Source organism: Sphingomonas sp. JC676, from assembly GCF_014489075.1.
Lineage (GTDB): Bacteria > Pseudomonadota > Alphaproteobacteria > Sphingomonadales > Sphingomonadaceae > Sphingomonas.
Map to the genome: position 1 here is coordinate 96,801 of NZ_JACTGR010000007.1, position 20,081 is coordinate 116,881.

General features: G+C 66.0%; 23 protein-coding genes. 11 read left to right on the forward strand and 12 right to left on the reverse strand.

Annotation, left to right across the window (positions count from 1 at the left end):
• Position 1: 1 nt before the first annotated feature.
• Positions 2–301 carry a hypothetical protein gene (locus tag IAG41_RS20850; RefSeq protein WP_187730618.1) on the forward strand — a complete coding sequence of 100 codons (300 nt, stop codon included), beginning with the start codon at positions 2–4 and terminating at the stop codon, positions 299–301.
• 26 nt (positions 302–327) lie between these two features.
• Here IAG41_RS20850 and IAG41_RS20855 read toward each other — a convergent pair whose 3' ends face one another.
• Positions 328–1,047, reverse strand: a complete 720-nt coding sequence (locus IAG41_RS20855) for a hypothetical protein (protein ID WP_187730619.1) — start codon at positions 1,045–1,047, stop codon at positions 328–330.
• Between the two features lie 6 nt (positions 1,048–1,053).
• Positions 1,054–2,259: a toxic anion resistance protein gene (locus tag IAG41_RS20860; protein ID WP_187730620.1), complete on the reverse strand. Its 1,206-nt coding sequence runs from the start codon at positions 2,257–2,259 to the stop codon at positions 1,054–1,056.
• Between the two features lie 280 nt (positions 2,260–2,539).
• Between IAG41_RS20860 and IAG41_RS20865 the strand changes: the two genes are divergently transcribed.
• On the forward strand, positions 2,540–5,086 hold the full coding sequence (locus IAG41_RS20865; protein WP_187730621.1) for a TonB-dependent receptor: 2,547 nt from the start codon (positions 2,540–2,542) through the stop codon (positions 5,084–5,086).
• Positions 5,087–5,201: 115 nt separating this feature from the next.
• Here IAG41_RS20865 and IAG41_RS20870 read toward each other — a convergent pair whose 3' ends face one another.
• Together IAG41_RS20870 and IAG41_RS20875 are read right to left on the reverse strand one after the other, a co-directional pair.
• Positions 5,202–5,636 (reverse strand): YciI family protein, encoded by a 435-nt coding sequence (locus IAG41_RS20870; protein ID WP_187730622.1) that lies wholly within the window; start codon positions 5,634–5,636, stop codon positions 5,202–5,204.
• Between the two features lie 146 nt (positions 5,637–5,782).
• The gene (locus IAG41_RS20875; RefSeq protein WP_187730623.1) at positions 5,783–6,352 is read right to left on the reverse strand and encodes an NADPH-dependent FMN reductase; all 570 of its coding nucleotides are present in this window, start codon (positions 6,350–6,352) and stop codon (positions 5,783–5,785) included.
• 95 nt (positions 6,353–6,447) lie between these two features.
• On the opposite strand from IAG41_RS20875, the gene typA reads away from it, so the two are divergent.
• The 5 genes from typA to IAG41_RS20900 all read left to right on the forward strand — a co-directional run bounded on the left by typA (position 6,448) and on the right by IAG41_RS20900 (position 11,131).
• A complete protein-coding gene (gene typA / locus IAG41_RS20880) occupies positions 6,448–8,283 on the forward strand; it encodes a translational GTPase TypA (RefSeq protein WP_187730624.1) in 1,836 nt (611 codons plus the stop codon).
• A gap of 97 nt (positions 8,284–8,380) precedes the next feature.
• Positions 8,381–8,944: a hypothetical protein gene (locus IAG41_RS20885; protein ID WP_187730625.1), complete on the forward strand. Its 564-nt coding sequence runs from the start codon at positions 8,381–8,383 to the stop codon at positions 8,942–8,944.
• Between the two features lie 13 nt (positions 8,945–8,957).
• Complete coding sequence (locus tag IAG41_RS20890; protein WP_187730626.1) at positions 8,958–9,827, forward strand: rhamnogalacturonan acetylesterase; 870 nt, start codon at positions 8,958–8,960, stop codon at positions 9,825–9,827.
• A 70-nt stretch (positions 9,828–9,897) separates the two neighbouring features.
• Positions 9,898–10,548 (forward strand): guanylate kinase, encoded by a 651-nt coding sequence (gene gmk / locus IAG41_RS20895; protein WP_187730627.1) that lies wholly within the window; start codon positions 9,898–9,900, stop codon positions 10,546–10,548.
• A 22-nt stretch (positions 10,549–10,570) separates the two neighbouring features.
• Positions 10,571–11,131: a hypothetical protein gene (locus IAG41_RS20900; protein WP_187730628.1), complete on the forward strand. Its 561-nt coding sequence runs from the start codon at positions 10,571–10,573 to the stop codon at positions 11,129–11,131.
• A 124-nt stretch (positions 11,132–11,255) separates the two neighbouring features.
• On the opposite strand, the gene IAG41_RS20905 is transcribed toward IAG41_RS20900, so the two are convergent.
• From IAG41_RS20905 to IAG41_RS20930, 6 genes are all read right to left on the reverse strand, one after another.
• Complete coding sequence (locus IAG41_RS20905) at positions 11,256–11,933, reverse strand: ATP12 family chaperone protein (RefSeq protein ID WP_187730629.1); 678 nt, start codon at positions 11,931–11,933, stop codon at positions 11,256–11,258.
• Entirely contained in the window at positions 11,930–12,151 is a 222-nt protein-coding gene (locus IAG41_RS20910; protein WP_187730630.1) for a hypothetical protein, read from the reverse strand. Before IAG41_RS20910 ends, IAG41_RS20905 begins: the two co-directional genes overlap by 4 nt.
• Positions 12,148–12,807, reverse strand: a complete 660-nt coding sequence (locus tag IAG41_RS20915) for an HAD-IA family hydrolase (RefSeq protein WP_187730631.1) — start codon at positions 12,805–12,807, stop codon at positions 12,148–12,150. Before IAG41_RS20915 ends, IAG41_RS20910 begins: the two co-directional genes overlap by 4 nt.
• Positions 12,804–13,898 (reverse strand): RluA family pseudouridine synthase, encoded by a 1,095-nt coding sequence (locus IAG41_RS20920; protein WP_187730632.1) that lies wholly within the window; start codon positions 13,896–13,898, stop codon positions 12,804–12,806. The genes IAG41_RS20915 and IAG41_RS20920 overlap by 4 nt, the downstream gene beginning before the upstream one ends.
• Positions 13,895–14,272, reverse strand: coding sequence for a fluoride efflux transporter CrcB (gene crcB, locus IAG41_RS20925; RefSeq protein ID WP_187730633.1), 378 nt, complete (start codon positions 14,270–14,272; stop codon positions 13,895–13,897). The genes IAG41_RS20920 and crcB overlap by 4 nt, the downstream gene beginning before the upstream one ends.
• 66 nt (positions 14,273–14,338) lie before the next feature.
• The gene (locus IAG41_RS20930; RefSeq protein ID WP_187730634.1) at positions 14,339–15,070 is read right to left on the reverse strand and encodes a hypothetical protein; all 732 of its coding nucleotides are present in this window, start codon (positions 15,068–15,070) and stop codon (positions 14,339–14,341) included.
• 109 nt (positions 15,071–15,179) lie between these two features.
• On the opposite strand from IAG41_RS20930, the gene IAG41_RS20935 reads away from it, so the two are divergent.
• Positions 15,180–15,407: a hypothetical protein gene (locus tag IAG41_RS20935; protein ID WP_187730635.1), complete on the forward strand. Its 228-nt coding sequence runs from the start codon at positions 15,180–15,182 to the stop codon at positions 15,405–15,407.
• A 36-nt stretch (positions 15,408–15,443) separates the two neighbouring features.
• On the forward strand, positions 15,444–15,770 hold the full coding sequence (locus IAG41_RS20940; RefSeq protein ID WP_187730636.1) for a hypothetical protein: 327 nt from the start codon (positions 15,444–15,446) through the stop codon (positions 15,768–15,770).
• 88 nt (positions 15,771–15,858) lie between these two features.
• Here IAG41_RS20940 and IAG41_RS20945 read toward each other — a convergent pair whose 3' ends face one another.
• Positions 15,859–16,401, reverse strand: coding sequence for a glycine zipper 2TM domain-containing protein (locus IAG41_RS20945; protein WP_187730637.1), 543 nt, complete (start codon positions 16,399–16,401; stop codon positions 15,859–15,861).
• 101 nt (positions 16,402–16,502) lie between these two features.
• Positions 16,503–17,327 (reverse strand): class I mannose-6-phosphate isomerase, encoded by an 825-nt coding sequence (locus IAG41_RS20950; protein ID WP_187730638.1) that lies wholly within the window; start codon positions 17,325–17,327, stop codon positions 16,503–16,505.
• 122 nt (positions 17,328–17,449) lie between these two features.
• On the opposite strand from IAG41_RS20950, the gene IAG41_RS20955 reads away from it, so the two are divergent.
• Positions 17,450–18,265 (forward strand): outer membrane protein assembly factor BamD, encoded by an 816-nt coding sequence (locus tag IAG41_RS20955; RefSeq protein WP_187730639.1) that lies wholly within the window; start codon positions 17,450–17,452, stop codon positions 18,263–18,265.
• Positions 18,266–18,309: 44 nt separating this feature from the next.
• The gene (gene recN, locus IAG41_RS20960) at positions 18,310–19,974 is read left to right on the forward strand and encodes a DNA repair protein RecN (RefSeq protein WP_187730640.1); all 1,665 of its coding nucleotides are present in this window, start codon (positions 18,310–18,312) and stop codon (positions 19,972–19,974) included.
• Positions 19,975–20,081 lie beyond the last annotated feature (107 nt).

Genomic DNA, 20,081 nt, shown 5'->3' on the forward strand with positions numbered 1-20,081 from the left:
CATGGGCGAGATGCTGATCATCCTGGCCAAGGGCCGGACCGCTGCCGAGCTGGAAGGCCTGGCGACGGTCCGGCAGCGCTACGGCGACCGCGTGTTCGTGGTCGCCGCTGCCGAACCGGCGCCGCTGGGGGCGCTTGGCGACGTCTTCCCGGCCGACAGCAAGGCACCCGAGTCCGACGAGAGCCTGTCGACGACCGAGCAGCTGGGAATCTCCGCCTGGAATGCGCGCGAGGATCTGGCGAACAAGCAGCGTCCCGGTGAAGGGCTCGACTGGGACAGCGAAGGCTTCGAAGCGCCCTGAGCGCGGCGAAGGGGAGGTCCGGCGCCTCAGGCGCTCGGGCCATCCTCGTCGCGATACTTGATCTGGAGATAGCGCCCGCGCGTCGCGAGCAGGTCGAGATCGCCCTGCGCCAGCTGCGCCGACATCTGGCCGATCTCCTCGTCGATCACCTGCAGCCCCTGTGCGAGCTGCTGGTCCGGGGTCAGCCCGTTGCGCTCGACCCGGCGGAGCGGCTCGGGCACGCGGCCATAGCCCTTGACCAGCTCGGGCAATTGCTCGCCCAGCAGCTTGCGCACCTCGCCGGCGGCGGGCGAGCTATCGTCCAGCGTCGCGAGCTGCGGCGCCAGAATCTCCAGCTTCACGCCGATTGAATCGACCAGGGTCCGGACCGGCGCCGGGAGCGCGAGGCGCTGCGATTCGAGCCAGCGCTCGGTGGTCAGCGGCAATGCCTTGAGCGGCGCCTGGGCAAGCTGCTCGACATTGGGCGCCGCGGTGAGCGGGAAGACGGTGAAGAACAGCGTGGCGAGGATCAGCAGCAGCATCACGCCCAGCGCGCCGAACATGCCGATGCCGTTCGGCAGCACCAGCCCCGCGACGATCGCCGCGATCACGATCGCGGTATCGGCGAGGACGACCCGGCCCACGCGGCGCACCACCTCGGCATTGCGCCGCTGCGCGGTGCGCTTCGACACGGAGGAATAGCGCTCGCGGGTGCGGTCGAGGAGTTCGCCCGCGCGCGCGAGCTGATGGTCGACGTCGGTCGGCATGGCCGGTTACATCGCCTCCAGCTTGAAATTGTCGGTCGCGGCGCCGCTCTGGTTCTGCGCCGCGCCTTCGGCCCGGGCGATATAGCCTTTCGACTTCTCGACCTCGCTCGAAAGCGTGTTGACCGTGGTCTTCATGCTGTCGAGCGCCTTGAGCTTGAAGGTGTCGATCGCGTCCATCGTGTCGTAGATGTTCTGGAACGCGCGCTGCAGCGTCTCGACCGGAATCGTCGCGCTCGCCGCCTGCTCATGGATCGCCGCCGACTGGCTCTTGAGCAGCTGGCCGGTCGAATCGATCAGGCCCGCCGTTGTGGTGTTGAGCGCGGTGATCTGGTCGAGCACCAGCTTCTGGTTGGTCAGCGCCTGGGCCACAGTGACCGCGGTGCGCAGCGCCGAGACAGTGGTGGTGGAAGCGCGGTCTACACCCTTCACCAGCTCGACATTGTTCTTCTTGACCAGGTCTAGCGCCAGATAGCCCTGCACCGTCACCGCCATCTGGGTGAGCAGGTCCTGGGTGCGCTGGCGGACATAGAAGAGCGCGGTCTCGCGCAGCGCCTTGGCCTTGGCCGGATCGGTGTGATCGAGCTCGTTGGCCTTGTCCTCGATCTTCGCGTCCATCGCCTTGGACAGGTAGATCATCTGCTCGAGGCGACCCATCGAGTTCCACAGATTGGCGCGCTCGGTATCGATCGCGGCATTGTCCATCAGCAGCTCGTCCTTGCCGTTGGACAGGCTCTTCAGGATGCCGTTGATGTGGCTCTGCGACGATTGATATTTGCGGAAATACTGCTTCAGCCCGCCGCCGCCGAACAGCTTGCTGAGAAAGCCGTCATTGCCGCCGACCAGCCGGCCGTTCTTGCTGGGATCGAGATCCTCGACGGTCTTGCGCAGCGCGAGCAGGTCGGCGCCGACGCCGGTATCGTTGCCGATCGCCTTGACCGGGCGGTCGAGGAAGCGGTTCGACTGGCCGGCCGCGTCGCGGATCTCCTTCTGGCCCATCGCCGCGATCGCATCGACGCGCTTGCCGAATTCGGGCGAGTTGACGTCCTGCGCCACCAGATCGTCGATGAAGGTATCGACCCGCGCTTCGAGCTCGGTCCGCTTCTTGTCCTCCACCGGCACCAGGCCTGCCGCCTTTTCGGGCGCGACCACCTTTACCGGCTCGGGCGGAGTCAGCACCAGGTCCTGTTCGGCCGTCGCGGTTTCCGTCGCCATGCAATCCCTCCAAAAGCTGCTGCTCCCACCAATAGGGGCTTTGCCGCTTCTATCCAAGTGTGTCAGTTAAATAGTACACCTGACGCGCTTCGCCAAGGGCAGGCGGAAAGGGCGCGCGGCGTCGCTCCAGAAGTGGACCCGAAAGCCGGGCGTGTCTGGGGCGTTGCTCCAATCGTTCCATGTAACGCCATCGCAATGAAAATGTCGCGAGATTGGCATTGTCCCGGGGCACAGGGCGGCCGTGCGGCACTGCAGCAACGGCCGCGTCAAGGGGAACAACGTGATCCGATCTGCTTCCAGCCTGCTCGCGCTCGCCGGCGCGCTTCTCTATGCCAATGCAGCTTTCGCACAAACGGCCGAAGCCGACGCGGGCGACAATGCATCCGATGAAGCCACGACGATCGTCGTCACTGCCAAGTCGACGCGCTCGGCAACCGCGATCCCCCAAAGCGAGATCCAGAAGATCCTGCCCGGCGTCTCGCCCCTGAAGGCGATCCAGACGCTGCCCGGCGTGCTCTACATCACCGCCGATCCCTGGGGCTATAACGAGCAGAACGCCCAGATCTTCATCCACGGTTTCGCCGCCAACCAGCTCGGCTACACCATGGACGGCATTCCGCTGGGCGACCAGAGCTACGGCAACTATAACGGCCTCGCTCCGCAGCGTGCGGTCATTTCGGAAAATGTCGGTCGCGTTGTCGTGGCGACAGGCGCCGGCGATCTCGCCACCGCATCGAACAGCAATCTTGGCGGCACCGTCGAAACCTTTTCGTCGAATCCGCTGGACAAGTTCGGCATCCAGGCCGCGCAGACCGTCGGCAGCTACGAGACGTCGCGCACGTACGCACGCATCGACAGCGGTACCTTTGGCGGAGCGAACTCGGGCTATGTCTCGGTGGCGCGCCAGCATGCGCGCGCCTGGGACTTCGATGGCGATCAGGGCGGCTGGCAGGCCAACGCCAAGTTCGTGCACGACGATACGGTCGGCAAGCTCACGCTCTTCTTCGACTATAACGACATGAAGCAGCCGAACGAGGACGCCACCGTCATCTTCAAGCCTTCCGCTGGCGGCACCGCGACCCCTGTCCAGCTCTATACGCCTTACACGAAGCCCTTCTTCTATCCGGATTTCAGCGGGTATCGGACATCTTACCTGAGCGCGCTGGGCAATTCGCCGGCCGCTGTGGGCAGCAACTATCGCAACTATTATTCGGATGCGCAGCGCACCGATTATCTCGGCTATGCGCGCTACGACGCGCACATCGCGGACAATGTGACGCTGTCGAACACCGTCTATTTCCATCACAATGATGGCGCCGGTGTCGTCGCCGGCCCGCTGGGCCAGTCGATCACGACTGCGCAGCCCTATCTCGATCCCAATTATGCGAGCCTTCCGACCAATTGCCGTTTCGGCGGCAACGCCAACGGGATCCGGCCGGCCGCGTGCACGGCGCTGACCGACGCCCAAGCGGCGGCGGCTGGCGCGGCATTGGTCAAGGCGACCGGCGGATCGGGCCTGATCACCCGCACCACCGAATATCGTATCGATCGCGCCGGCGCGATCACGGCGCTCAATGTGGATCTGGGCGCCCACAAGATCGAGATCGGCGGCTGGTTCGAGCATAACAGCACGACGCAGTGGCGCCGCTGGTACGGTGTCGACGTCAACAATCCGGGGTCGAGCACGCCCTATATCCGCCCGCTCGACGTCGCGCAGCCGCTGTTCACCCAATATCAGGGCGAGGCCCGGATCAACGAGCTGCAGCTCCATGTCCAGGATAGCTGGCAGGTATTCGAGCCGCTGCTCGTCCAGATCGGCTTCAAGACCAGCGCCCAATGGGCGGATGGTCGCTTCCCGGTGCAGCCCAAGGCCGGCTCCCTGTCGGGCCTCTCGGGCGGCCTGCCGCAGGGCAACATCAACACGCTGCGCTGGTTCCTGCCCGCGATCGGCGCGACCTACGACTTCAACGGTCACGAAGAGATTTATTTCAACGTTCAGAAGAATTTGCGCCAGTATCAGGCATATCTGGCCGGCGGCGGCGGTCCGTGGTTCACCGGCAGTCAGGCGGCGTTCGACGCCTTCGCCGATCAGGGCAAGCCGGAGAGCAGCTGGACCTATGAAGGCGGCCTGCGCACCCACCGCACCTTCGCGCACGAGATCGGGCTCGAGGCGCAGATCAATTATTACCACGTCGTGTTCAACGACCGCCTGCTGGCGATCTCGACAAATCCGGGCGGCATCGCCGGCAGCGGCATCACCGGCGGCACGTCGATCCTGGTCAATGTCGGTGACGTGCACACGGACGGCGTCGATGCCGCGTTCACGCTGCGCATCGGCCGCAACTTCTCGTTCTACAATGCGATCTCCTACAATCTGTCCAAGTATCAGAGCGACTACACGTCGGCGGCGACCGGCATCGGCGGCGCCACCGATACCTGCATCGGCGGCTTCCTCGTCGTCGGCGGTGTCGTGCCGACCTGCGGCAAGCAGCTGCCTGGCACGCCGAAGTGGATGAACAAGACGGTCATGTCGCTGTCGAACGGTCCGGTCGAGGTGCAGGTGATCGGCGATCTTGTGGGCCGCCGCTTCTCCACCTTTACCAACGACGCCAGCGTACCGTCCTATTTCCTGACCTCGATGCGTGTCGCATTGCGGGTGCCGGACAACATCCTGCCGCTGCGCAAGGCGGAGATTGCGTTCAACGTCACCAACCTGACCAACCGGAAAGGCTGGTCGAGCCTTTCGATCGGATCGCCGACCAACAGCTATTCGGCCTATCCGATCGCGCCGCGCCAATGGTTCCTGACGCTGTCGGCCGCCTACTGACACGCCGGCCGCAGGCGGGGCCTCGTTCATCGAGGCCTCGCCTGGTGCGCCCCCTACGGTCACACCGTCTTTCGGCCAGCGCCGCAGGGGAGCCCCGCCGGCTCAACCGACGGGTTCAGGCGACGCCGAGCCTGCCGCGCTCGCCCTCACGGGGCGTCGCGAGTTCCTCGGGCGTCGCGAAATCGGCCAGATCCGCCGCCTCGTAGAACGGCCGGATCTGGATCTCGCTGCGGCCCGGCATGCAATTGGGGCTGCGCTTCGCCCAGGCCACGGCTTCGTCCATGTCCTTGACCTCCCAGATCGAGAAGCCGGCGACCATCTCGTGGGTCTCGGCGAACGGCCCGTCGATGACGGTGCGGCTGGAACCTTCGCAGACGATGCGCTTGCCCTCGGCGGTGGGCTTGAGACCGGCCCCGGCGACCATGACGCCGGCGGCGACCAACTCCTCGGTGAACTTGTCCATCGCTGCGAACGCCTCGAGCATCTCGGGCGTGGGGGTCAAATCCGTCTGGCTGTTCTCATTGGCCATCGCAAACACCATCACGCGCATCGTCTGTCTCCTTATGTGAGCCGGCCCTTTTGGCGTCTCATCGGGACGACGAACGAGTTTGTCGGAAATCGACATGGTTCTGCAATTTTTCTCGTGCGCCGAAGCGCGCGGTGGGAACGGCCGCGGCGAAACCGCAGGCACGTCTTCTATCCCGCTCGCCCCGCCTTGAGCACGCGGCCCCACCAGGCCAGTTCGTCGAACACCCGGGCCAACGCCTTGTTGTCATGCTCATCGCCCTCGAACCGGTCGTCGCGGCGCTTGCCGCCGGGGCGGACAAGGTGGACGGCGTTGCTGAGCGGCGCCATCTCGAGCGATACCGAAGTCAGGCGCAGTTGCTCGACCGAGCGCGCGCCGCCAACGCCGCCATAGGCGACGAAGCTCACCGGCTTGCGGTTCCATTCGGCATAGACGGTGTCGAGCGCGTTCTTCAGGACGGCGCTCGGCGAATGATTATATTCCGGCGCCACCAGGATATAGCCGTCCGCCGCAGCGATCTTCCCGGCCCAACGCTGCTGGAGCGGATCGGTATAGGCGCCCGCGGCCGGTGCCCGGGAATGCCAGTAGAAAGGCAACTCCCATGCCTTGAGATCGACCAGCTCACAGGCGAGATCGTCGCGCAGCGCTGCCTGCTCCATCACCCAGTTGGCGATGGGTAATGCCATCCGCCCCTCGCGCACGCTGCCGATGATGACGTGGATGTTGAGGGGTTCTGTCATAGGGAAACTTCCTAGCGGCACATCCCCTTCCCGCAACGCACAAATTCGGCTATGGGCGCCCGCGATACGCGCTTCCGCGACATTCAGGACAGAATATGAATCTTCGTAACGTGGCGATCATCGCCCACGTCGATCACGGCAAGACAACGCTAGTCGACCAGCTTTTCCGCCAATCGGGCACGTTCCGCGACAACCAGCGCATCGAAGAGCGTGCGATGGATTCGAACGATCTCGAAAAAGAACGCGGCATCACGATCCTGGCCAAGTGCACCTCGGTCGAATGGGACGACCATGCCGGGCACAAGACGCGGATCAACATCGTCGATACTCCAGGCCACGCCGATTTCGGCGGCGAGGTGGAGCGCATCCTGTCGATGGTCGACGGCGTGATCCTGCTGGTCGATTCGTCCGAGGGCGCGATGCCGCAGACCAAGTTCGTCACCGGCAAGGCGCTGGCGCTGGGTCTGCGCCCGATCGTCGTCGTCAACAAGATCGACCGTCCCGACGAGCGCATCCAGGAAGTGCTGGACGAAGTGTTCGACCTGTTCGTGAGCCTTGAGGCCACCGACGAGCAGCTCGACTTCCCGGTGCTCTACGCTTCGGGCCGCAACGGCTATGCCAATGAGGATCCGAGCCTGCGCGAAGGCACGCTGGCGCCCTTGTTCAACAAGATCGTCGAGCATGTGCCGGCGCCGTCGGCCGATCCGGACGGTCCGTTCAAGTTCCTGGTGACCCTGCTCGACCGCGACAATTTCCTCGGCCGCATCCTGACCGGCCTGGTCTTCTCCGGCTCGGTCAAGACCAACCAGCAGATCCATGCGCTCGATAATGATGGCAAGATCGTCGAGACCGGCCGCGCGTCGAAGATCATGAGCTTCCGCGGGCTCGAGCGCGTGCCGACCGAAGAGGCGCAGGCGGGCGACATCATCTCGCTGGCCGGCCTGACCACCGCTACGGTCTCGAACACGATCTGCGACCCCAGCGTCAGCGATCCGCTCCACGCCCAGCCGATCGATCCGCCGACGCTGTCGATGCGCTTCGCCGTCAACGATTCGCCGATGGCGGGCCGCGAGGGCAGCAAGGTGACGTCGCGCATGATACGCGACCGCCTGTTCCGCGAAGCCGAATCGAACGTGGCGATCAAGGTCACCGAAGCCGATGACCGCGATTCGTACGAAGTCGCCGGCCGCGGCGAGCTCCAGCTCGGTGTTCTAATCGAGACGATGCGCCGCGAGGGCTTCGAACTCGGCATCAGCCGCCCGCGCGTGTTGTTCCGCGAGGAAGACGGCAAGAAGACCGAGCCGTACGAGACCGTCATCATCGACGTGGACGAGGAATATTCGGGCACGGTCGTCGAGAAGATGAACATCCGCAAGGCCGAGATGACCGACATGCGTCCCTCGGGCGGCGGCAAGACCCGCATTACCTTCTCCGCGCCCAGCCGCGGCATGATCGGCTATCATGGCGAGTTCCTGTCGGACACGCGCGGCACCGGCATCATGAACCGGCTGTTCGAGAAATACGGCCCCCACAAGGGCAATATCGAAGGCCGCAAGAACGGCGTGCTGATCTCGAACGGCTCGGGCGAGGCCAACAGCTATGCGCTGGGTCCGCTCGAGGAGCGCGGCGTCCTGTTCGTCGGCCATGGCGAGGCCCTCTACGAGGGCATGATCGTCGGCGAGAACGCCAAGCCGGATGACCTCGAGGTCAATCCGATGAAGGCGAAGCAGCTCACCAACTTCCGCGCTTCGGGCGGCAAGGACGACGCCATCCGGCTGACGCCGCCGAAGAAGATGACGCTCGAACAGGCGATCGCTTATATCGACGACGACGAAATGGTCGAAGTCACGCCCAAGTCGATCCGCTTGCGCAAGCGCCACCTCGATCCGCACGAGCGCAAGAAGGCGTCGCGGGCTAAGCAGGCGGCCTGAGTCTCCGAAGCGCCGGGAGGGCCTCCCGGCGCTTCCGGCTTTCCATGCCGCGATACCGCGCTTAGGCTGCCCGGCGACCGGATAAGCGGAGTCAGGCATGCTCATCATGACGTTGCTGGCGTTCGGAGCCATCCAGGACGTGCCGGCGCCGCCTCCGCAACAGGATGCCGACGGCACCCAGCGCTGGTCGATCCTCGCCGATCCCTGCGCCGCCGCGAATGGCGGCCCTAACGAGATCGTGGTGTGCGGGCAAAGCGCGGCCGCCAATCCGCGCCTGCCGTTGCCCGAGGAACGCGGTCCCCCCGACCGGCCGAGCCCGAGCAACCCCGATCGCAGCGGTATCGGCGCGCTCAACGTGGCGTCCGCGCCCTGTGCGACGCGCTCGGAAGGCTGCACCACCGGAATCGACCTGTTCGGCGGCACCACCTTCCTCGTCCGCGCCGCCGGCAAGCTGATCGATCCCGACAGCTGCTGCGACAGACCCGGCGAGGCGACCGATCCGGTCGGCCTGGTCAATGACATGGGTTCGGTGCTCAAACGAACCTTTGGCAAGAAGCCGAAGATCGACAAGTCGAAACGCGTGCCGATCCCGCTCGACGATTCGCCGCTGCCCTTGCCGCCGCTCGAGCCGGCCGTGCCCTCGCAGTCAGCCGGCCAATGATTGGAGAGGATGCATGACGAAGCGCTGGTGGATCGGCGCGGCTTTGGCGCTCGCGGCGATGGCGCCCAGCGCCGCACTGGCGCAGCAGACCAACGCGGAGCGGCCGCCGGCCATGCCGATCAGGGCCTCCAAGATCCTTCTGGTCGGCGATTCGACCACGCAGGTGTTGAGCGGCTGGGGCGGGAGCTTCTGCGCGCGGCACGTCACCTCGGCGATGGCGTGCGTCAATCTCGCCCGGGGCGGACGCAGCACCTATAGCTATCGTGCCGAGGGCAGTTGGAACCTGGCACTAGCGGAGATGAAGACGCCGGGCTTCGTGCGGACCTGGGTGCTGATCCAGTTCGGCCATAACGATCAGCCCGGAAAGCCCGGCCGCTCGACCGATCTTGGCACCGAATTCCCGGCCAATCTGAGACATTATGTCGAGGAAGCGCGCGCCGCCGGCGCCGAGCCCGTGCTGCTGACGCCGCTCACGCGCCGCCAGTTCAAGGCGGGCAAGCTCGACCGCGATCTCGATCCCTGGAGCGCGGCGATCCGCAAGGTCGCGGAGGAGATGAAGGTGCCGCTGGTCGATCTCAACAAGGCGAGCGCGGATGCGGTCGAGGCGATGGGGCCGAGCGCCGCCAATCGCTTCGCGCAGGTGCCACCTTCGCCCGAAGTCGCTGCCGCTGCGCTGACCGGCACGACGATCGCCGCCAAGTCGGGCGCACCCGCAACGGCGCCGGCCCCCCAGAACAATGCCGCGGTCGAGCCGATGGGCAATGCCAAGCTCGCCTTCGACTACACCCATCTCGGACCCGAGGGGGCGGACTATTTCTCCAAAATGCTCGTAGACGCGCTCGCAGTCTCGGTTCCGGATATGCGCCCGCTGCTGGTGCCCTGAGCAGCGCTGTCGGCTGTGACGCGTCCGCCCAAGGCTTGACGCGAGGGGTATGCGCACGCCAAAGGCGCCCATGCCCCACGCCCCCGAGAGCGATCCCCACAAATTCCGCCGCCGCGGCGTGCTTTTCGTCCTGTCCTCACCCTCGGGCGCGGGCAAATCGACGATCGCGCGGAAATTGCTAGCCGCCGATCCCTATCTTGAAATGTCGGTGTCCTACACGACACGGCCGATCCGGCCGGGCGAGGTGGACGGCGTCGACTATCATTTCGTTGACCTCGATAAGTTCCGCGAGATGGTCTCGAACCACGAGTTCCTCGAATGGGCGCATGTGTTCGACCATCGCTACGGCACGCCCAAGGCGCCGGTCGACAAGATCCTCGCCTCCGGCCGCGACGTGCTGTTCGACATCGATTGGCAGGGTGCGCAGCAGCTGTTCCAGCTCGCCGGCGGCGACGTGGTCCGCGTCTTCATCCTGCCGCCCTCGCTCACCGAGTTGCACGAGCGGCTGATCCGGCGCGCGACCGACACCAACGAAGTGATCGACGCGCGCATGGCCCGCGCCACCAGCGAAGTCAGCCACTGGGACGGATACGACTATGTGCTGGTCAATGACGACGCGCATCAATGCTATGAATCGGTCCACACGATCCTGAAAGCCGAGCGCCTGAAGCGCTCGCGCCAGACGGGGTTGATCGGTTTCATCCGCGGGTTGAATAAGTAGCCTCCTAACAGGGGAGGTTGTGATGACGAGACTATTGCTTGGAGGCGTGCTGGGCGGGCTGGCGATGTGGTTCGTCGGCTTCCTCTTCTGGGGGACGCCGCTCAGCCTGATCGCGCTCTCGCGTACCGACGATGCCGCGAGCGCGGCGATCCAGCAGACACTAGCCCAGCATCTGGGGGCACTCGGCACCGGTGCCTATCCGATCCCCTGGCAGGGCACGGCCGCCGGCACGCAGCTCTACGGCCAGGGGCCGACCGCAATGGTCTTCTTCAACAGCCATGGTTTCGCGATTCCCGATACCAGCGCACTGATCGGGGGGCTGGTGCTCGCGATCGTCTGCGCGCTGCTGATGGGGTTCGCGCTCCGCATGGTCGCAAGCGGCCTGAGCTTCGCGCAGCGGCTGTGGCTGGTGGGGATCGCCGCGCTGGCGGTGACGGCCTATTCGGATATCGGCCAGCCGATCTTCAACCACATGCCCTGGGGCTATTTCGTCTATCTGTGGATCAGCGACGTCGCGTCGTGGATCGCGGCGGGCGCGGTGATCGCCTGGGCGCTCCCCAAGCCGGTGGTGGTGCGGGCTTAGGTCTATCCTGAACGGAAGCGGTAGAGCTTGGGCTCCTGCGAAGCAGGAGCCCAAGAGCCGCAGACGATGCGCTCGTTACTCTGGGCTCCTGCTTTCGCAGGAGCACTGGCTGAAACGAGGGACTCTAGAGGAGGGACAAAAAGCGCGCGCCGGCGTGAAAGTCGGCGCGGCGCGCCTCGCGGGCGCCGATGGCGAGGTCGTCATGGCCCCATTGCTCGGCCTGCCATTCCTCGTCGACATGCGCGGCGTTCCACACCGTATCGGCGTCCGCCGCACCCTCGAGCAGCGCCAGCGCTGCGACCAGCGATCCGCTGACGGTCACCAGCGGCGAAAGCCCGGCGAGGTGGAATGCGTCGAGCGCCGCGACCGCCTCCGCCAGCCGCGCGAGCGTGGCGGGCGGCTGGGCGCGGTGCATCACCCCGGCGGTCGTCTCGAAATGCACGTCGTAGCGGCCGCGCGCCCATGCGAGCAGCGGATCCCAGGCCGCTTGCTGGCGCGCAACGAGCGGCTCGGGCATTTCGGCGCGGTAATAGAGCAGGTCGCTCATGCCATAAGCGGCAAGCCCGGCGGCGAAGGCTGCGGTATCCGGCGCGATCCGGTCGATCGCGGCATTGGCCAGCCCGGTCAGCGGCATCGCTCGCGGATCGAGCGTCTCGCCCACCGCGCGCCATTCCTCGGCGACAGCTTCGGCAAGCGCGGGGGTGGGCAAAGCGAGCGGCACGCGGCCGGGCGTGCGCACCGGCTTGCCGTCGAGCGCGATCTCGCGACCCTCGACGGTCACGTCCTTCCAGAAGCGTCTCACGGCTGCGGCGGCGTCCGCCAGCGGCGTGCGAGCCAGCGCGGCACCACCGCCATCATGTAGAGCGAGGCGAGGAGCAGCGCGCCGCCGAGCACGGTATATTCGGTCGTCACCGATCGCCCGGCGATCAGCAATCCCAGCACGGCACCGGCGGTCGCCACCAGATTGGTGCCGGCGATGATATAGTAACGGTTCCGCGCGAGGCGATCTTCCTCGGTCATAGGGCCTCCAGGTGCCCTGGCAGGGCACTCGCATGATCGGCGACGCGGGCCGCGCCCGCCGCGATCAAATCATGCGAGGTGTGGTAGCCCCATGCAACACCTAATGCATGTGCGCCGGCATTCACCGCCATCGCCATGTCGAAGCTGGTGTCGCCGATCATCACCGTCGTCTCGGGCGCGGCCCCCGCCTCGGCCATCGCCGTCTCGATCATCGAGGGGTGCGGCTTGGAGGGGTGCCGGTCGGCGGTCTGCAGCGTGACGAAGCGATGCCTGAGGCTGTGCGCGTCAAGCACGCGGAGCAGTCCACGATCGGACTTGCCGGTGGCGACGCCGAGCACCCAGCCATTGGCATCCAGAGTGTCGATCGCTTGCGCGATACCGTCGTACAGCGGCTCGTCCTCGATCTTTCCCTCGGTGCGGAGCATGAAATAGGCGCGCTTATAGTCCTCGGCCATCACGCGGTGGAACGCGTCGTCGGCCTCGGGATGCAGTCGCGCGATCGCTTCGACCAGGCTCAGCCCGACGATCCTCCGGATCGCCTCGCGCGCGGGCGGCTCGAGCTTCTGGCCGATGAAGCAATGTTCCATCGCCAGGCAGATGCTCGCCTGCGAATCAACGAGCGTCCCGTCACAATCGAAGAGCGCGAGTCGGTTCATCCCCGCCGGCGGCCGCGTTCGCCGCGGCGTTCCTTGCGCACCGATTTGGCATGGGCCCGGCCCATCGCCTTTTTCTGCTCGCGGGTGGGCGGCACGGGGCCGTCGTCGAGCGGGATCCAGTCGCCTAGCGACAGATCGAAGCCCAAGGTCTTCATCGATTCGGCGAAGTGGCTGGGCAGCTCGGCGGTCGCGTCGAGCTTGCCGCCATCGGGATGATCGATACGGATGCGCCGCGCATGGAGGTGCATCTTTCGCGAAATGCCGCCGGTCAGGAAGGCTTCCTGCAGCCCGTATTTGCCGTCGCCGACGATCGGGTGGCCGATCGCCGCCATATGGACGCGCAGCTGGTGCGTGCGCCCGGTAAAGGGCTGGAGCTCGACCCAGGCGGTCTTGTTGCCTGCCGCTTCGATCACGCGATAGCGGGTGCGGCTCGGCGCGCCCTCCTTCTCGTCGACATGCATCTTCTCGCCGCCGGTGCCCGGCTGCTTGGCGAGCGGCAGATCGATGATGCCGTCCTCGATCTCGGGCACGCCCATGACGAGCGCCCAATAGATCTTCTTGGCGGTGCGCCCCGAGAAGGACTTGGAGAAGAAGGCGGCGGCACGCGAGGTGCGGGCGATCAGGAGTGCGCCGGATGTATCCTTGTCGAGGCGGTGGACGAGCTTGGGCCGCCCCTCCAGGTCGAACTGGAGCGCGTCGAGCAGTCCGTCGATATGCTCGTGCGTCTTGGTGCCGCCCTGCGTCGCCAGGCCCGGTGGCTTGTTGAGCACGATCGCCGAGGCGTCCTGGTGGATCACCATCTCGCGCATGAAAGCGATCTGGTCGTCGCTGAGCGGCGGGCGATCGGGCTTGACCTTGACGGTGTCGGGCTTGACCGGCTCGGCCGGTGGCACGCGGATCGTCTGGCCCTGGACCAGACGATCGCCCGGCGTCGCCCGCGCGCCGTCGACGCGGAGCTGGCCGGTGCGCGCCCAGCGCGAGACAATGTTGAAGCTGACATCCTCCAGATGCCGCTTGAACCAGCGATCGAGCCGGATGCCGTCGTCATCGGCCGCGACGATGAACTGGCGGACTTCGTTCTCGGCACTCATGCCAGCGTCCTTGTCAGCTGCAGGCCGATCGCCAGCGCCGCGATCGATCCGATCACCGAAACCAGAGCATAGCCCAGCATCGAAACCCAGTCGCCGCGCTCGATCATGACCATCGCGTCGAGCGAGAAGGCAGAGAAGGTGGTGAATCCGCCGAGCACGCCGACGCCGATCAGCAACCGCCACTGCTCGCCGCCCTCGCCGATCCGCGCGAGGCTGCCGACGAGAACGCCCATCAGGAAGCCGCCGATCAGGTTCACCGCGAGCGTGCCCCAGGGATAGCCCGGCCCGAACCAGCCGAGCGTCGCCCGTCCGGTCAGGTATCGCGCGCCGGACCCGAGGGCGCCGCCGAGCATGACGAGAAGAAGATTTGGCATGTGGATGCCGGTAGCGCGGAAAGTCCGACTTGACCATTCCTCCCCGCGACTGCGGGGACCGACCGCTTAGTTGCCGTTGTTCGCCACCAAATCCACGTCGGTGCCGCCATCGCTGCGCGCGGTCATGAACAGCACATAGGCGCTGTCGTCCTTGTCGCGGGTGCCGCCCAGGATATGCTCCTGGCCGTCGATCTGGTGCTCGGCGGTGTACCCGCCGCGGATCGCCTTGGTGTAGTACCAGTCGATCATCGTCTGCATCGGCTGGGCAGCGGAGAAGCTGACAACGCGGAGCTGACACTTGCCGCCCTCGGTGCCCGCCGCCTCGGTGACGCGCGCCTGCGGGTAGAGCGGCAGATCGGCGGGAAGCCGCTGGGCCCAGCCCGCGGAATAAGTGAGCTGCGATGCGCAGCCTTTGGTCCTGGGGTTCTTCTGGCGCTGCGCCAGGCCTCCCAGGGTGACCGCCTCGCGCGCCGCAGCGCACTGGGTGCAGTCCTTGGTCGCGGCAATGGGGGCGGGGGCGTGGAGAAGCTGGCCGTTGTCGACCGTATCGGTGTTCGCGGCGACGCCGTCGGCGGGGACGCCGCCCGAATAGGGCTGGCTGGGCGGGCGCACCGCGTCGCTGTTCGCCTGGCGGCCCAGCTGCGGGTCGACCATGATCTGGTCCTGGAGCGCGCTGGTCAGCGCCGGATCGGCGGCGTTGGCGCCGTTGTCCACGCTGTTGTCGGGCGCAGGGCCAGCGCATCCGGCCAGCACCAGCGGCAGGATCACTAGGGGTAGGAAAGCTCGGCTGCGGGCCATTCAACGCTCCTTTGGGCGCTGAAGTGATGGCGCAGGAAGGTTAAATAAGCGTTTGGCGAACAAACTGTGCTATCTTGCCAACACACCCCGGAATCGCCATGTAGGGTGCATGTTCAACCTGATCTCGATCCTGATCGGCCTCGTCGCATTGCTGATCGCAATGGTGGGCATCCTGCCGATCCCGCTCCTCCCGCTGGTCAACTGGATCGCGTTCCCGGTCGCGGTCGTCGGCCTGGCCTTCGGGCTGCTCTCGCGCGGCACGGCGGGGCGCAACCTCAACATCGTGGTGCTGCTGATCAGCGGCGTGCGCCTCTTCCTCACCGGCGGCATCATCTAAGCGTCTTCCCGCCCATATCGCCCGCACGGGATCAAGATGACATTCGGCTTCTCGACCCTTGTCGACTTCCTGACCTGGACGGCGATACTGCTCCTGAGCCTGAAGCTGGTCGCGACGGTCGTCCTGCTGCCGCGGGACAGGGACACCTGGTTCCACGCGCGGTGGAGTGCCGCGCTCTGGTGGGCGTCGAAGATCACGCCGGTTATTGCGGTTCCCTGCCTGATCGCGGTTGGCGTGTTGCAAGGCGACGCCGAACTTGTCTGGATATTCGGCGCGATGATGGTGTTCGTCGTGATCGCGGTGCCGCTCAAGATATGGCTCAGATTTGGTCGTCGCCGCGGTACTGGAAAGCAGTCCGCCTGATCGCGCGGACGAGCGTTAGTCCATAAGCCGAACGCAAAAGGGCCCGGCGACAAGCGCCGGGCCCTTCCTGCCTGCGTGGCAAGCTTTGTTAGCGGCAGCGCACATTGCCGCGGTCGACCGACTGGCCGATCGCCGCACCCGCAGCCGCGCCGAGCAGCGTGCCGAGGGTCGCGTTGCGGCCGTTCGAGATCGCATTGCCGAACAGTCCGCCGGCGACGCCGCCGACGATCAGGCCGGTCGTGCCGTCGTTGCGGCGGCAATAATAACGTCCGTCATTGCCGCGATAGACGCGGTCGTTCCGGCTCAGACGGCGCTCCTGATAATAGCGGCCGTCGCGATAATATTGGTCGGCGTAGTAGCCACTCTCGCCGCGCGGCAGCCGATTATAGTCGTAATTCCGATACCTGCGCCAATCGCGCTGCCATTCACGGCGATCGTCCCGGCGGGCTTCGCGAATATCCTGGCGGCAATCGCGTGCCTCGCGGCGATATTCGCCGCGGCTGTCCGAATTTCGCAAGTCACGCGCACAGTCGCGCTGCGCTTCGCGTGTATTGCTATTGTGCCGCTGGGCCGCCGCCGGCATTGCCGGCAATGTCACCGCGGCAATTGCGGCGATCAAGATCATACGCATAGTTCCACTCCTGCTGTTTCAGCTATTCGATCCAACGTATCGAAGCATGGTGAAGTTGCGTGAATGGCAAACTACCTTGCGTTCATCGCATGGCCATTTGTTCAGATACGGCGGTTCCCCGGATAGGCGAACAGCAGGTCGCTACCCATTGCGGCCTCCAGCTCGGCTCCGCCCTCGAGCGTCAGGCAGTCGCCGGCGCGGAACGGCACCCCGTCGGCCACGCCTTCGCCCTTCAGCGGCACGAGCCAGCCGGTGACGCCCTCGGGCAGCTTCACCTTGCGGTGCCCGCCTTCCCAGCGCTCGAGCACGAATTTGGGCCCTTCGACCAGGATCGCGCGGTCGTCCGCTACCTTGCCCGGCATCGGATTGGGGACATAGGGCACCGGCTCCGCGACCGCGATGCCCTGGTCCAGGTGCAGCTCGCGCGGGCGGCCATAGTCGTAGAGGCGATAGGTGGTCTCGCTGTTCTGCTGCACTTCGACCAGCGTGATTCCCGCGCCGATCGCGTGGATCGTGCCCGAGCCCGAATAGAGGAAGTCGCCGGCCTTGACCGGCTTCCAGTCGAGCAGGTCCTCGATCGATCCGTCCAGCGCGGCGGCGCGCAGCGTCTCGCGGTCGACGGGCTGCTTGGTCCCCAGCGCGATCGTCGAATCGGGCTCGGCATCCAGGATCACCCAACATTCGTCCTTGCCGCGCGGTAGACCCGCGGCATGTGCCTGCTCGTCATTGGGATGGACCTGCACCGACAATTTCTCGCTGGTGAACAGATATTTGATCAGCAGGTCAGGCGTGCTGTCGCCCGGCGTCTGGAACCAGATCTCGCCCACCGGATCGCCATCGGCGGCCGGATCGGCAAAGCCCGGCCACAGCTTGTGGCGGCCCCAGGGTTTTTCCACGCGGTGGGTGGCAAGAAGCGTCGCGGTCACTCGAATCCCTCTCAACAGGAAGTTCGTCCCACCTAACGCATTTTCGCGTCGATGCGATCCGCCCTAATCCCGCCGCGAAAAGGATTGTTTGCAGCCACCGGACCGGGCTAAGACCGCGTCCTATGCGTATCCCCCTGCCTCGCGCGCTTGCTTTCGCGCTCATTCCGGTGCTCGCCGTTTCCGTCGCCGGTTGCGCCAAGCGTGGTGCAAACAAAGACCTGCCTTATGTCGCGCGCGACGTCGGCACGCTCTATTCTGCCGCCAAGCAGCGGCTGGACCAGCACCAGTACAAGCTGGCGGCCGCGCTGTTCGACGAAGTCGAGCGCCAGCATCCCTATTCGGTCTGGGCGCGTCGCGCACAGCTGATGGGCGCGTTCAGCTATTATCTGAACCAGGATTATGCCCAGTCGATCGCATCGTCGCAGCGCTTCCTGGCGGTCCATCCGGGCAATCGCGACGCGCCCTATGCCTACTATCTGATCGGCCTGAGCTATTACGAGCAGATCAGCGACGTGACGCGCGATCAGAAGATCACGCAGCAGGCGCTTGATTCGCTGGGCGAGCTCACGCGCCGCTATCCCAACACCAAATATTCCGCCGACGCGCGGCTGAAGATGGACCTGGTCCGCGATCACCTCGCGGGCAAGGAAATGGAGATCGGCCGTTTCTACGAGACGCGCGGCCAGTGGCTCGCGGCGGTGATCCGCTTCCGCGCGGTGGTCGAGAATTATCAGATGACCACGCACGTGCCCGAGGCGCTGATGCGGCTGACCGAATGCTACCTTGCGCTCGGCGTGCCGGAAGAGGCGCAGAAATCGGCCGCCGTGCTCGGCGCCAACTATCCGGGCACCGACTGGTACCAGCATGCCTATGACCTCATTCAGAAGAATAAGGGCAAGGTTGAAAAGGCGACCGCGGCCGCGCCCGCGGCGCACTGATCCGCACTTTCGTTCGTCGTCCGTTCCTGCGATAGGGTAGGCGCATGCTGACTGCGCTTGCCATCCGAGATGTCGTGCTGATCGAGGCGCTGGACCTAGAGTTCGGCGACGGCCTTGGCGTGCTGACCGGCGAGACCGGCGCGGGCAAGTCGATCCTGCTCGATGCGCTGGGGCTGGCGCTCGGCGCCCGGGGCGAAAGCGGCCTGGTACGCCAGGGCGCCGGCCAGGCCGTGGTCACCGCTACATTCGAAATATTCGCGCATGACAGCGCCATCGCCAATCTCTTCGCGCAGAACGGTCTCGAGCTGGAGCCGGGCGAGCCCTTGCTCGTTCGCCGCATCGTCAAGTCCGACGGTGGGAGCCGCGCCTTCCTCAACGATCAACCGGCGTCCGCGGGACTGTTGCGAGAGCTGGCGCCGCATCTCGTCGAGATCCATGGCCAGCACGACGATCGCGGGCTGCTCAATCCGCGCGGACATCGCGCGCTGCTCGACGCCTTCGGGCGCTGCGATGTCGGGCCGGTGGCGATCACGCATCGGGCATGGCGCGAGGCCGAGGACCTGCTCGCCGTCGCCCGTGCCGAGCAGGATACCGCCGAGCGCGACCGCGAATGGCTGGAGCATGCCGTCGCCGAGCTGCGCGCGCTGGCGCCGGAGGAAGGCGAGGAGGAGGTGCTGGCCGAGCGCCGCGCCACGATGCAGCGCGGTGAGCGGATCGCCGGCGAGCTCCAGGGCATCGCCGATCTGCTCGAAGGATCGGAAGGCGGGCTGACCCGACTGCGCCAGGCGGCGCGCATTCTTGAACGCATCGCCGACGATCACCCCGCGCTGGGCGAATCGCTTGCCGCAATCGACCGCGCGCTCACCGAAGGAACCGAGGCGCAGGAGCGGGTGGATGCCGCGGCGGAGGCACTCGCCTTCGATCCCGCCGCGCTCGAGGCAGACGAGACGCGGCTTTTCGAATTGCGAGCGATCGCGCGGAAGCACCGCGTCCAGCCCGAGGAACTGCCGGCATTGCTGGAGGAACTGGGCGGTCGCCTGGAGCGATTGACCAGCGGCGGTGAAGGCATTGCCCGGCTCGAACTCGCGGCCGAGGAAGCCCACCGCATGTATCGCGAGGCGGCGCGCGCTCTCTCCACGGCGCGCGCGCAGGCCGCGTCACGGCTCGATGCCGCCGTCGAGACCGAGCTCAAGCCGCTCAAGCTGGACGCCGCCCGCTTCCGCACCGTGGTCGAGCCGCTCGACGAGGCGCACTGGTCGCCTTCGGGCATGGACCGGGTCGAATTCGAGGTTTCGACCAATCCCGGCGCCCCCTTCGCGCCGCTGATCAAGATCGCCTCGGGCGGCGAGCTGTCGCGCTTCATCCTGGCGTTGAAGGTCGCGCTGGCCGAGGAAGGCGGCGCGCGCACCTTGATCTTCGACGAGATCGATCGCGGCGTCGGCGGTGCGGTAGCGAGCGCGATCGGCGAGCGTCTTGCCCGGCTGGCGGACACCGCGCAGGTGCTGGTCGTCACGCACAGCCCGCAGGTCGCGGCACGCGGCGCCCGCCACTTGCTGATCGCCAAGAGCCACGATGGGATCGTCACCCGCACGGGCGTGACGCCGCTCGACACCGTCCAGCGCCGCGAGGAAATCGCCCGCATGCTTTCGGGCGCGCAGATCACCGACGAGGCACGTGCCCAGGCGGAACGGCTGCTCGAGCCCGCCTGACCGGCGTTAACGTTCCTGAACGAAGCTCTCGGACCTGCGACAAAGCGTGACACTAAAACGCCTTCGCCGTCACACCTTCGAGACACGCCCCTCCCATAAAGACAGTC